This is a genomic window from Streptomyces sp. NPDC056061 (assembly GCF_042266885.1).
Taxonomy (GTDB): domain Bacteria; phylum Actinomycetota; class Actinomycetes; order Streptomycetales; family Streptomycetaceae; genus Streptomyces.
The window spans coordinates 63,753-76,068 of the sequence record NZ_JBHJWQ010000007.1 but is presented as its reverse complement, the minus strand read 5'-3'; the positions used below and the strand labels follow the sequence as shown (position 1 = coordinate 76,068).

Below are 12,316 nucleotides of genomic sequence, written 5' to 3'. Positions count from 1 at the left end.
ACCGGACACGTCGCCGCCGGTGGCGGCACGGAGGACGTCGGTACCGACGTGTGGCGAGCCCGGCGGGCCCGACACGTCGGGGGCCGGAGCGGGCCGTCCGGGCATCGCCGCACCCGATGCCTCAGGGGGCGGGCCGGGCCCCGACCGTGGCAACGGCCTCGGCCCCCGACCGGCAGCCCGCCGCCAGGGCCGAGGCGTCGTCCGACCCCGAGAGGCTCGCCGCGAGGAAGCCGCCGGTGAACGCGTCGCCCGCGCCCGTCGAGTCCACCGCCGCCGGCACCGGGACCGCCGGTACGCGGGCCGTTACCGTGCCCCCGGCGGCCAGCAGGGCTCCGCCGCCGCCGAGCGTCACGACCACGCGGGGTATCCGGCGACTCAACTCGGCGGCGGCATCCGCCGGTTCGATGAGCCCGGTGAGCAGCCGGGCCTCGTCCGTGTTGGGCAGCAACAGATCGGCGCCCGCCACGAACGACAGGAAGCGATCGACTCCCGTCTCGGCGAGGAAACCGGCCGAGGCCGGATCGACGCTCACGGTGATCCGCCGTCGCCGCGCCTCCCGCACGGCGAGCAGGACCGTCGCCCGGCTCGTCGCGGCGAAGAAGAGGTAGCCGGAGACGTGGAGATGACCGATCCCGTCCAGCATCGAGAGCGACAGGTCGCCGGGGGAGAGGCGCAGCACCGCACCGCTGTCGGTGAGAAAGGTGCGTTCGGCGCCGGAGTCGACGAGGGCGACCACCGTGGCCGTCGGCGCCTCGTCGTCCACGGCCAGCAGGCAGCGCACCCCCGCCCGTCGCAGCGCGTCCCGGTGCCAGGCGGCGCTGTCGACGCCGACCCGGGCCAGCAGCCGCACATCGGAACACCCCGAACGCACCGCCCAGCAGGCGACATTGGCGCCCGCACCGCCCGGCAGCGTGCGGATGCGGGCGGCGGTGTCCGTACCGCGGACCAGGGCCGTCGCGTGCCGTGCCACCACGTCCGTGACCACGTCCCCGATGACGAGCAGTCCACCGTCGGATGCCGGGCGGCCGTCGGGCACGCACGGACTGCCGTGCTCCGCACGTCCCGGCTGCGCACGTTCCGGTTCCGCGCCGTGCCCCGTGCGTTCCGGGGCGACGGCGCCTCCCGGGCGGTCCCGGTCCGCGCCGCTCCCCGGGCGGTCCGGGCCGACGCGGTTCCCGGTCTCCTTCGCTCCGGTGCCCTCCGCTCCGGCGCCGTTCGCCGCGTACCGCCGCGCGACGTCGTTCACCGCGCGCCGTCGTGCGTGCTCGGGCTCCGGTCGTTCGGGCGCGCTGCCGCGTCCGGCGCGGTGGCCGTCCACGCACCGGCGACGCGCGCGGCCAGCGACACGTTCCCCCGGACGGCCGCCAGATTGGCCTCCAGCGAGGCTCCCGCGGTCCGCCGTGTCAGCCGTTCCAGCAGAAAGGGCGTGACGGACTGCCCCGTGATGCCGCGCTCCCGGCACGCGTCGAGGGCCTCGGCCAGTACACGATCGTGCAGTTCGGGGTCCAACTGTTCCGCCACCGGGACGGGGTTGGCGACGATCAGCGCGGACTCCGGCCCTCCCAGCGCCTCCTGGGCCCGCATCACCTCCGCCACCTCCTCGGGCGTCCGCACCGTCCAGTCGACCGGCTCGCCCGAACTGTGCAGGTAGAAACCGGGAAACTGCTCGGTGCCGTAGCCGAGCACCCCTACACCGAGGGTCTCCAGCCGTTGGAGGGTGGCGGGGACGTCCAGGATCGACTTCACTCCCGCGCAGACCACCGTGATGCCGGTCCGCGCGAGCAGCCGCAGGTCCGCCGACTCATCCTGGGTCCGTGTCCACTCCCGGTGCACGCCGCCCAGACCGCCGGTCGCGAAGACGCGCAGGCCGACCCGGGCGGCCAGGAACGCCGTCGCGGACACGGTGGTCGCCCCGCTCGCGCCCGTCGCCAGGGCCGGGGCGAGATCGCGGTGGCCCAGCTTCCGCACGGCCGGATCCGTGGCGACCCGGTTCAGTCCCGCCTCGTCCAGACCGATGCGGGCCCGCCCGTCGAGTACCGCGATCGTGGCCGGCACCGCACCCTCGGACCGCACGATTCCTTCGAGTTCCTGGGCGACCCGCAGATTGCGGGGGCGTGGCAGACCGTGAGCGATGATCGTCGATTCCAGGGCCACGACAGGGTGGTTCGCGGCGAGGGCCGCCCGTACCTCGGTGGAGAGCACGGGGGCGTGGGGATGCGCGTCACTCGACGCATTGAATGACATGTTCACATCCCTGTCGCGGGCGTAGGGGCCTCAAACGTGCCGCCGGACCGCCCGCCCCGCCCGAACGACGTCCCGGTGCAGGCGCCGGTCCTGGTCCCGGCTGCGGCCCCGGTCCCGCTCCCGGTGTCGAGCTGTCGTGAAACGGTCGCTAGGGTGACCGGCCATGACTGCATTTGATCGGAATCCCGCCTCATTCGCCGTGCACATCCCGGATGCGGAACTCGAACCCGAACCGCTCGACCCCGCGCAGATCGTCTCGGGCGATCCCGTCGTGACCGGCAAGGTCCTGTGGGAGTCGACCGACGGCAAGCAGGTGCGCGGCATCTGGCAGATCACACCCGGTGTGGTCACCGACACGGAGGCCGATGAACTGTTCGTTGTCGTCAGCGGCCGGGCGACCGTGGCGGTCGAGGGCGGGGCGACGCTGGAGGTCGGGCCGGGGGACGCCTGCGTACTGCGGGAGGGCGACCGTACGACGTGGACCGTGCACGAGACACTGCGCAAGGCATACCACATCAGCCTCTGAAGCCGCCCCCGTCGACAGGGCCCTCCCTCGGGAACAGGGCCTACCTGCGACAACAGGTCCCATCTACGGCATCAGGGCACCCGATGTCTCAAGGGCGGTTCCGCGCGTCGGGTGCCTCTGGTGCCTCTGGTGCCTCTGGTGCGTCGGGTGCGGCGGATACGTCCGGTGACGCGGACGCGGCGGGCCCATGAGGCCCCCCGGACTCCGTGGATATCCCGGACTTCCCGGACTCCCCGGACGCCGCGGGTCGTGCGAGGGAGCGGCGCAACGCGGCCGCCGCCAGCGGGAGCAGCAGGCACGCTCCCGCCACGTTCAGCCAGCCGTAGCCGGCCCCGGCGACGATCAGGCCGGCCACCGCGCCGCCGACGCCCGCCGCCGTGTTCATGGTCAGGTCCGACAGGCCCTGTACTGCCGCACGGGCAGGCTGCGGCACGGAGTCGGTGAGGAGCGCCGAACCGGCGACCAGACCGGCCGACCAGCCGAGTCCGAGCAGGAACAGGCCCGCCGCCGTCCGGCCGTGGGAGGCGCCCGCGGTGCCGGCCAGAAGCGCGGCGCAGGAGAGCAGCCCGACCGCCAGTCCGATCACGGCCAGGCGGCCGAACCGGTCGGACAGCCAGCCCATCACCGGGGAGAACGCGTACATCCCCGCGATATGACCGCTGATGACGAGACCGACCAACTGGAGTCCGGCGCCGTGATGGCCCAGATGGACCGGGGTCATCACCATGATCGAGACCATCGCCGTGTGCGAGACGGCCACCGTCACCAGGGCCAGCCGTGCCCCTGCCGATGCCCGGACCGCGGCGATCCCGGCACGCAGCGATCGACTCGCGGGGGAATTGTCGCCCTGCGGCGCCAGGGATCGCGCGGTGAGCAGCGGATCCGGCCGCAGCAGCGTTTCGACCAGCACGGCGGCCAGCAGGAAGATCCCGGCCGCGAAGAAGAACGGGCCGGCGTTCTCGGGTATCGCCGTGCCGCGGAAGAGCCGTCCCACCGGCGCCGCGATGTTCGGCCCGAGAACCGAGCCGATCGTCGTGGCCCAGATGACGGTGGAGATCGCCCGGCCCCGGCGGTCGGGCTCGACCAGATCCGCGGCGGCGAACCGGGCCTGCAGATTGGCCGAGGATCCGGCGCCGAACGCGGCCATGCCGAGCAGCAGCAGGGGGAAGCTCTCCACGAGCGTGGCCAGGACGACGAGACCCGCGCCGAGTGCACCGGTCAGATAGGCCAGAACGAGGCCGGGCCGCCGGCCCCGCGAGGTCATCAACGCCGCCAGTGGCAGGGAGAGCAGGGCGGTGCCCGCCACCGATGCCGTCGGGGCCAGGCCCGACAGGGCTTCGGAGCCGCTCACCTCCGTGGCCAGGACCGGAGCCAGGGCGATACCTATGGGCACGCCGAGGCCGCCGAGTATCTGGCTGGCGATGAGCACCGTGGACGTTCTGCGCCGCAGCGCGGGCAGGTCGGCCGCCGTCACCCGCGCGGTGGCCCGGTCCGGTCCGGTGGGGGTGTCAGGAGCGTCGAGGGCTTTGGTCACCGGCGCAGTGTGCCAGTCCGTACACAGATGCGAAACATCGGACAGAGGGCGCGGGTGGCGCTGCGGCGGTCGCCGGTCGGAGCGCCGGCCCCGAAGACGTTCGGAAGGTGTGACGACAGCCGCGCAGCGGAGCAATGGCCGGGGACGTCCGGGAGGTGACGGCATCCGCGGACCGGAGCGACGGCCCGGGGCGTCCGGTGGCGACGGCGGCCGCGGATCAGAACAGCGGCTGGGGCAGCACGCCTTCCAGCGCCAACAGCTTCCGTTTGGTGTCGAGCCCGCCGCCGAACCCGCCGAGCCCGCCGTCGCTCTCCACCACCCGATGGCACGGCACCACCACCGGCAGCGGATTGGAGCCCATGGCCGCCCCCACCGCCTGCGCCGCCCCCGGCTGACCCACTCGCCCGGCCAGGTCCCCGTAGCCGACGACCGTTCCGTACGGCACCCCCGTGGCCAGTTCACGGAGCACCTGACGGTTGAAGCCGGACGTCAGCGACCAGTCCAGGTCCAGCGAGAACGCCCGCGACGAGCCCGCGAAATACTCCCCGAGCCGGCGTATCGGCTCGGCGAGCCGCACGGAACCGGGACGCTCCACGGGTTCCGTGCCAAGGCGTGTCCGCAGGCGCCCGAGCGCCCGCTCCCGCACCTCGGGCCCGGCGTGGAACACCACGTTCACCAGACCCGTGCGGGTCGCGGCGAGCAGCAGCGGACCGATGTCGCTCTCCACGGCGGCCCACTCGACAACCTCATCGTCGTTCACGGGAACCACGGTACGACCGGCCACTGACAGGGGCCCCGCGCCGGCGGGGGAGACCGTCAGCCGATGGCCCCGCGCACCACGTCGGGCCGGTTCGTGATGATCCCGTCGACGCCGAAGCCCGCCGCCCTCGTCGCGCTCGCCGCGTCGTCGACCGTCCAGGTGTTGATCCGGAGCTTCCTGCCGTGGGCGCCCTTCAGCGCGTGGACCGCCTGCACGTAGTCGGCCGAGACCGACGTGTACGAGGGATTGATCTGGTCGGTGAACGCCGCGTACGAGGGCAGATCGGCCACCGCGGGGGTCCCGAGGAAACCGGTCGTGACGTCCGGACGTTGCTGATGCACCTTCTTCACGCTGTCCGCGCCGAAGCTCTGGACGACGAGCCTGCGCTCGACGTGATCGCGGTCGAGCCATCCCTTCTCGCCCAGCACCCGCAGGGTCTCCCTCTCGATGCCCGGGTACATCTCCGGGCTCTTGATCTCCAGCAGCAGGCTCTGCTCGTTGTGCTCGATCCGGTCCAGGTACCGGTCGAGCGTGGGCACCCGGGCACCGGCGAACCGCGGCCCGAACCAACTGCCCGCGTCCAACCGGGCGATCTCGGCCGCGGTGAAGTCCTTGACCGCCCACGGAGACCGGTCCGGGAAGACCTCCTCGGCATCGGTGGTCCGCCTCAGATCGGTGTCGTGCACGACCACGAGCACACCGTCCCGGGTGAGCTGGACATCGTTCTCCACCCAGTCGAAGCCGAGCGCGTCGGCCCTGTCGACGGCGGCCAGAGTGTTCTCCGGGGCGTAGGCCGAAGCGCCCCGGTGGGCGAGGACGACAGGGGCGGTCCGTGCGGTACCGGAGGTCCGGGCACTCGCGGTCCGGACCCCCGGTACCGGACTCGTGTGCCCGGCCGCGACCGTGCGGGTGTCCGTGGACCGCGTGTCGGCCGTCGACATCAGCAGGGCGCCGGCACCCATCGTGACGGCGGCAGCGGCGATGGCGGTTGCGATGCGTGCGTACACGTGTACTCCTCGCGTCGGAGTTGCGGACGGGCCGAGAGTGACAGCCGCACCCCGACAGGGACAGGCGAAGGATGGCCACAACGTGAACGCCGCTGTTGAGACCGGGTCACGGGCCGATTTCCTTGTCGATAAAATGCAGTTCTTCTGTTTGTTTGCCGGGTTTCGCGGCTTAGGGTCACCCCGGACCGGGCTTCCGCGAAGGGCGACCAGCATGCAGGGCACGATCGACGGTTTCGGCTACGGAGCGGTGACGCCCGTCGCGGCCTTCCTCATGGCCTGTCTCGGCGCGGCCCTCGGCCTGCGCTGTACGACCCGCTCGCTGCGCACCGAACGTTCCTTCAAGGCGGGCTGGCTGGCGCTCGGCGCGACCTCCATCGGCTCCGGCATATGGACGATGCACTTCATCGCGATGACGGGATTCACCATCGAGGGGGTGACCATCGACTACGACAAACCGATCACCTTCGCCGGCCTCGGGGTCGCGATCGGCATGGTCGCCGTCGGCATCTTCGTCATCGGGTACCGGGGCGCCACCCGGATGGCACTGGTGACGGGCGGCACCATCACCGGGCTCGGCATCGCCACCATGCACTATCTGGGCATGGCCGGAATACGACTGGAGGGACGGTTGGAGTACGACACGCTCACCGTGGTCCTCTCCGTCGCGATCGCCGTGGTGGCCGCCACGACCGCGCTCTGGGCGGCCGTCTCCAACCGGGGTTTCCTGCCCAGCCTCGGTGCCAGCGTCGTCATGGCGGTCGCCGTGAGCGGCATGCACTACACCGCCATGTCCGCGCTCAGCGTCCACCTGCACCCCGGAGCCCTCGCGGACAACGCCGCGACCGGGGAGCCGAGCGGTTCCCTGCTGTTCCTGCTGATCGGCCCCGGCTGTTTCCTGCTGCTCGCCGCCGTGGTGGTGATGTTCGACCCCCTGATGGTCATGGGGACCCCGGACTGGAACGACGACGCGTCCGCGAGCGGCGCCGGACGGCCCCCCGGGATTCCGGCCCCGCGGCAGGTCCCGAGCTTCGGCACGCACGCCGACCCGGCGTCGTTCCACTCCCGCCCGCGCGATCCCGCGCCGCCGGGGGAATGGTGACCGGGCCGGTCCGGAGACCCGGTCCCGACATGTGATCGGCCCCGGTTGTCGGTGGTGGGTCGTACGGTGGTTGCATGCGGCCCGTTTCGAAGATCGAACGTTCGGTGGCGCCTTTCGAGGTCGTCAGCCCCTACCAGCCCAGCGGCGACCAGCCTGCGGCCATCGCCGAGCTGGAGCGGCGCATCCGCGCGGACGAGAAGGATGTCGTGCTGCTCGGCGCGACCGGCACCGGCAAGTCGGCGACCACCGCGTGGATGATCGAGAAACTTCAGCGGCCCACCCTCGTGATGGCGCCGAACAAGACCCTCGCGGCCCAGCTGGCGAACGAGTTCCGCGAACTCCTGCCCAACAACGCCGTCGAATACTTCGTCTCGTACTACGACTACTACCAGCCCGAGGCGTACGTCCCCCAGTCGGACACCTACATCGAGAAGGACTCCTCGATCAACGAGGAGGTCGAGCGGCTGCGCCACTCGGCGACCAATTCGCTGCTCACCCGCCGCGATGTCGTCGTGGTCGCCTCCGTCTCCTGCATCTACGGCCTGGGTACGCCCCAGGAGTACGTGGACCGGATGATCCAGCTCAAGGTCGGCGACGAGATCGACCGCGACGCGCTGCTGCGCCGTTTCGTCGAGATCCAGTACACCCGCAACGACCTCGCGTTCACCCGCGGCACCTTCCGGGTCCGCGGCGACACCATCGAGATCTTCCCGGTCTACGAGGAGCTCGCCGTTCGCATCGAGATGTTCGGCGACGAGATCGAGGCCCTCTCCACCCTCCACCCCCTCACCGGCGAGGTGATCAGCGAGGACCGGTCCCTCCACGTCTTCCCCGCCAGCCACTACGTCGCCGGCCCGGAGCGCATGGAGAAGGCGGTCAACGGCATCGAGCGGGAGCTGGAGCAGCGCCTCGCGGAGCTGGAGAAGCAGGGCAAGATGCTGGAGGCCCAGCGCCTGCGGATGCGGACCACCTACGACATCGAGATGCTCCGGCAGATCGGCACCTGCTCCGGCGTCGAGAACTACTCGATGCACTTCGACGGACGCTCGCCCGGCACCGCCCCCAACACCCTTCTCGACTACTTCCCCGAGGACTTCCTCCTCGTCCTCGACGAGTCGCACGTCACCGTGCCCCAGATCGGCGCCATGTACGAGGGCGACGCCTCCCGCAAGCGGACCCTCGTCGACCACGGCTTCCGGCTGCCCTCCGCGCTCGACAACCGCCCGCTGAAGTGGGAGGAGTTCCTGGGCCGGATCAACCAGACCGTCTACCTCTCGGCCACTCCCGGACCGTACGAACTGTCCCGGGGCGACGGCTTCGTGGAGCAGATCATCCGTCCCACCGGTCTCGTCGACCCGGAGGTCGTCGTCAAGCCCACCGAGGGCCAGATCGACGACCTGGTGCACGAGATCCGCAAGCGCGCCGAGAAGGACGAACGGGTCCTGGTCACCACCCTCACCAAGAAGATGGCCGAGGACCTCACCGACTACTTCCTGGAGCTCGGCATCCAGGTCCGCTACCTCCACAGCGACGTCGACACCCTGCGCCGCATCGAGCTGCTGCGCGAGCTGCGTTCCGGCGAGTACGACGTACTGGTCGGCATCAACCTCCTGCGCGAGGGCCTGGACCTGCCCGAGGTGTCGCTCGTCGCCATCCTCGACGCGGACAAGCAGGGCTTCCTGCGTTCGGGGACGTCCCTGATCCAGACCATCGGCCGCGCCGCCCGCAACGTGTCGGGGCAGGTCCACATGTACGCGGACAAGATCACTCCCGCGATGGAGCAGGCGATCGACGAGACCAACCGCCGTCGCGAGAAGCAGATCGCCTACAACACCGAACGCGGTCTCGACCCGCAGCCGCTGCGCAAGAAGATCAACGACATCGTCGCCACGATCGCCCGCGAGGAAGTCGACACCGAGCAGCTGCTCGGTACCGGCTACCGCCAGTCGAAGGGCACCAAGGCTCCCGTCCCCGCGCTGGGCGGCAAGGCCGCCGGTTCCGGGAAGAAGGGCGCAGCGGTGGCCACCGACCGGCCCGCCACCGAACTCGCCGGAATCATCGAGGAGATGACCGATCGGATGCGGGCGGCCGCCGCGGATCTGCAGTTCGAGGTGGCGGCCCGGCTGCGCGACGAGGTCGGCGAACTGAAGAAGGAACTGCGCCAGATGCGCGAGGCGGGCCTCGCCTGATCACCGCCCGATCGGTGTGTTGCAGGACCGACACAAAATCGCCCCAAGCGGCCGCGTTGTCAGTGCGACTGCGTAGGGTGCTGACAACACCGCGCACGGACGGTTGCGGGGCAAGCGGAGAGGGGACAGCGCGTGACGGTCAATATGACCAAGGGTCAGGCCATCAGCCTGCAGAAGAGCGATGGGGGGACCCTGACCGCAGTGCGGATGGGTCTCGGCTGGCAGGCGGCGCCGCGCCGCGGCCTGTTCGGATCGCGCACGCGGGAGATCGACCTCGACGCGTCGGCGGTGCTGTTCGCCGACAAGCAGCCGGTCGACGTGGTCTTCTTCCGTCACCTCGTCAGTGACGACGGATCGGTCAAGCACACCGGTGACAACCTGGTCGGCGGTGCCGGTTCGGGCGGCGACGACGAGGCGATCCTCGTCGACCTCCAGCGGGTTCCGGTCCACATCGACCAGATCGTCTTCACGGTGAACTCCTTCACCGGCCAGACGTTCCAGGAGGTGCAGAACGCCTTCTGCCGGCTCGTCGACGAGACCAACGGCCAGGAGCTCGCCCGCTACACGCTGGACGGCGGCGGGCAGTACACCGCCCAGATCATGGCGAAGGTGCATCGCTCCGGGAACGGCTGGCAGATGACCGCCCTCGGCAACCCGGCCAACGGCCGCACCTTCCAGGATCTGATGCCGGCGATCCTGCCGCATCTGTAGGCACGTCCCGGCCGGTCGGCCGGCAGAGGTATCGCGCAGCTCCCGGAGGCCACGGCCACCGGGAGCTGCACCACATGGTGCCGTGCGACACCGCACCACGCCGCACGAGTACACGCGCCACACACCGCGCACACCGCAGGCACCACACACCGCACCGAACGCGTCGAGGGGACAGGGCAATGACGGCCGAGCTGGTCCGGGGGCAGAACCACACCTTGCCCCAGACCCGACTGGAGATCCGAGTGTCGGCCGGCACGCCCGTCGTGGCCGGTGCCACGCTCGGCGACGAGAACGGCACCGTGCAGGGCACCGAATGGGTCGCCCACCCGGGGGAGCCCCGACTGCCGGGGCTCGAAGTGTCCCGCCAGGCCGCCGCCGACCACCGGATGGCCGCCGACCTCGACGCGCTGCCCGCCGGGGTGCACCGGCTCACCGTGCTGCTGGCCCTGCCCACCGGCACCGGCGGCCCGGTCCGGTTCGGCGCGACCGCCGCCCCCCACGTCGCCGTCACCGGCCTCGACGGGGAGGAGATCGCCACCTTCACGCTCACCGGCCTGGACACCGAGTCCGCGGTCTGTGCCCTGGAGCTCTACCGCCGTCAGGACGCCTGGAAGGTCCGCGCCGTCGGCCAGGGATACGCGGGCGGTCTCGCCGCCCTGCTCGCCGACCAGGGCCTGGCGCGGGCGGCCGAGCTGGCCCACACCGTCCAGGACGCGGTCTCCCGTGCGATGGCACGGTCGGTCGCGCCGCCCCCGCCCCGCTCCCCGAACGGCGACCGGGTCGGCCCCGGCGCGGGTTCCGTACCGCCGCCGGACACCCCGCCGCCTCCCGCCGCACCGCCGACGGCGGTCCCGGCCCAGGAGCCGCTCGCCGAGCCCGCGGCCCCGCAGACCCCGGGCGGCCCCATCGACTACCGGCACCCGCGCCGCCGGACCTCCGCGCCTCCGCCGCCGCCCCCCGTCGCCCCGCCCGCCGAGCCCGGCCGCCCGGCCCAGCCCGTCGCCGGGGACGCCACCGGCTGGTCCATGGAGGAGCGCCTCTACAACCAGATCTGGGGCATGTTCGAGGATCTGGCCCGCACCACCGCCGCGTACCGCAGTGCCGTCGAATTCGCCGAGTCCCGCATGGGCCAGGAACTCGACAGGACCCTGTCCGATCCGCGCAACCGGATCGGCGGCGCCGGGGACCGGGCCCGCGAACAGGCCCGTGCCAAGCGCGACGAACTCACCTCCCGGGCACGGGAAGCTCTCGACCGCGACCTCGCACAGCTCACCGCCGAGTCCGCCGTGGTGGAACCCGCACTCCCTCCCGCGTACGCGGGATGGGACAACCCCGTCTGGCACGCCCACCGCGTCCCGATGGAAAACCCCATGGCACTGCGGATCGGCGACCTCCACCTCCCCGAGGCCACCGACCTGCGCATCCCGTTGCTGGTCAGACTCCCGTTGGAGCGCGGCATGTGGGTCGACAGCGGCCGCACGGCATCCGAGGCGGCGGCCCTGACGGACGCCTCCCAACTGCGCCGCCTGGCCACGGAGAGCGCGGTCCTGCACGCGGCCCGGCTGCTGGCCGTGTATCCGGCCGACGAGTTCTCCGTCCACGTCATCGATCCGGCAGGTTCGGCGGCCGGTGCGCTCGCCCCGCTGGTTCGCTCGGGCGCTGTCGCCGGGCCGCCCGCCGCCGGGGCAGCCGGAGTGTCCTCGGTGCTCGGCCTGCTCACCCGGCGGGTCGATCTGGTGCAGATGGCGATCCGGGCGGGTGCCGCCGACGCGTTGCCGCCGGATGTGGACACGGGGCAGCACCTGCTGATCGTCAACGACTTCCCGCACGGCTTCGACGACCGGGCCGTCACCCAGTTGCGGTACCTCGCCGACGAGGGGCCCGCCGTCGGCGTCCACCTGCTGATGGTCGCGGACCGCGAGGACGCCTCCGCCTACGGCCCGGTGCTCGACCCGCTGTGGCGTTCGCTGCTCCGGGTCACCCCGGTCGCCGATGATCATCTCGCCGACCCCTGGGTGGGCCACGCCTGGACGTACGAGCCGCCGAGGGTGCCGTCGGGCAGCCGGGTGCTCGACGACGTGCTCGCCCGGGTGGCCGCGGCCCGTCGCACCGGACACCGCTGACGGACCCGGCGGGACGGACACCGCAGCCCGTCGGCGGTGTCCGTCCGGCCGGGCGTCACCCGCCGTGTCGAGAGCCGTCGTTCCGGGTACCACCGCCTGCCGCACGAGGCGGTACGGCACCGG

General features: G+C 71.9%; 10 protein-coding genes. 5 read left to right on the top strand and 5 right to left on the bottom strand.

The genetic code is table 11. The annotated features are described in order from the left end of the window. Positions 1–121: 121 nt before the first annotated feature. Together ACFC79_RS13360 and ACFC79_RS13355 are read right to left on the bottom strand one after the other, a co-directional pair. Positions 122–1,036, bottom strand: a complete 915-nt coding sequence (locus ACFC79_RS13360; protein ID WP_376239567.1) for a carbohydrate kinase family protein — start codon at positions 1,034–1,036, stop codon at positions 122–124. A gap of 206 nt (positions 1,037–1,242) precedes the next feature. After that, positions 1,243–2,244 (bottom strand): pseudouridine-5'-phosphate glycosidase, encoded by a 1,002-nt coding sequence (locus ACFC79_RS13355; protein WP_376239110.1) that lies wholly within the window; start codon positions 2,242–2,244, stop codon positions 1,243–1,245. Between the two features lie 163 nt (positions 2,245–2,407). On the opposite strand from ACFC79_RS13355, the gene ACFC79_RS13350 reads away from it, so the two are divergent. Next, positions 2,408–2,770, top strand: a complete 363-nt coding sequence (locus ACFC79_RS13350; RefSeq protein WP_376239107.1) for a cupin domain-containing protein — start codon at positions 2,408–2,410, stop codon at positions 2,768–2,770. Positions 2,771–2,858: 88 nt separating this feature from the next. On the opposite strand, the gene ACFC79_RS13345 is transcribed toward ACFC79_RS13350, so the two are convergent. The 3 genes from ACFC79_RS13345 to ACFC79_RS13335 form a co-directional block, all read right to left on the bottom strand. Then, positions 2,859–4,304 carry an MFS transporter gene (locus ACFC79_RS13345; protein WP_376239104.1) on the bottom strand — a complete coding sequence of 482 codons (1,446 nt, stop codon included), beginning with the start codon at positions 4,302–4,304 and terminating at the stop codon, positions 2,859–2,861. 217 nt (positions 4,305–4,521) lie between these two features. Beyond that, positions 4,522–5,088: a methylated-DNA--[protein]-cysteine S-methyltransferase gene (locus ACFC79_RS13340; RefSeq protein WP_376239102.1), complete on the bottom strand. Its 567-nt coding sequence runs from the start codon at positions 5,086–5,088 to the stop codon at positions 4,522–4,524. A 32-nt stretch (positions 5,089–5,120) separates the two neighbouring features. Beyond that, the gene (locus ACFC79_RS13335; protein ID WP_376239099.1) at positions 5,121–6,071 is read right to left on the bottom strand and encodes a glycerophosphodiester phosphodiesterase; all 951 of its coding nucleotides are present in this window, start codon (positions 6,069–6,071) and stop codon (positions 5,121–5,123) included. Between the two features lie 211 nt (positions 6,072–6,282). Between ACFC79_RS13335 and ACFC79_RS13330 the strand changes: the two genes are divergently transcribed. The 4 genes from ACFC79_RS13330 (at position 6,283) to ACFC79_RS13315 (ending at position 12,193) form a co-directional block, all read left to right on the top strand. After that, complete coding sequence (locus ACFC79_RS13330; protein WP_376239098.1) at positions 6,283–7,170, top strand: MHYT domain-containing protein; 888 nt, start codon at positions 6,283–6,285, stop codon at positions 7,168–7,170. A gap of 74 nt (positions 7,171–7,244) precedes the next feature. Next, positions 7,245–9,359: an excinuclease ABC subunit UvrB gene (uvrB, locus tag ACFC79_RS13325; protein ID WP_376239096.1), complete on the top strand. Its 2,115-nt coding sequence runs from the start codon at positions 7,245–7,247 to the stop codon at positions 9,357–9,359. 132 nt (positions 9,360–9,491) lie between these two features. Continuing rightward, positions 9,492–10,070: a TerD family protein gene (locus ACFC79_RS13320; RefSeq protein WP_073788639.1), complete on the top strand. Its 579-nt coding sequence runs from the start codon at positions 9,492–9,494 to the stop codon at positions 10,068–10,070. Between the two features lie 179 nt (positions 10,071–10,249). Beyond that, the gene (locus ACFC79_RS13315) at positions 10,250–12,193 is read left to right on the top strand and encodes a TerD family protein (protein WP_376239093.1); all 1,944 of its coding nucleotides are present in this window, start codon (positions 10,250–10,252) and stop codon (positions 12,191–12,193) included. The last annotated feature ends 123 nt before the right edge of the window (positions 12,194–12,316 follow it).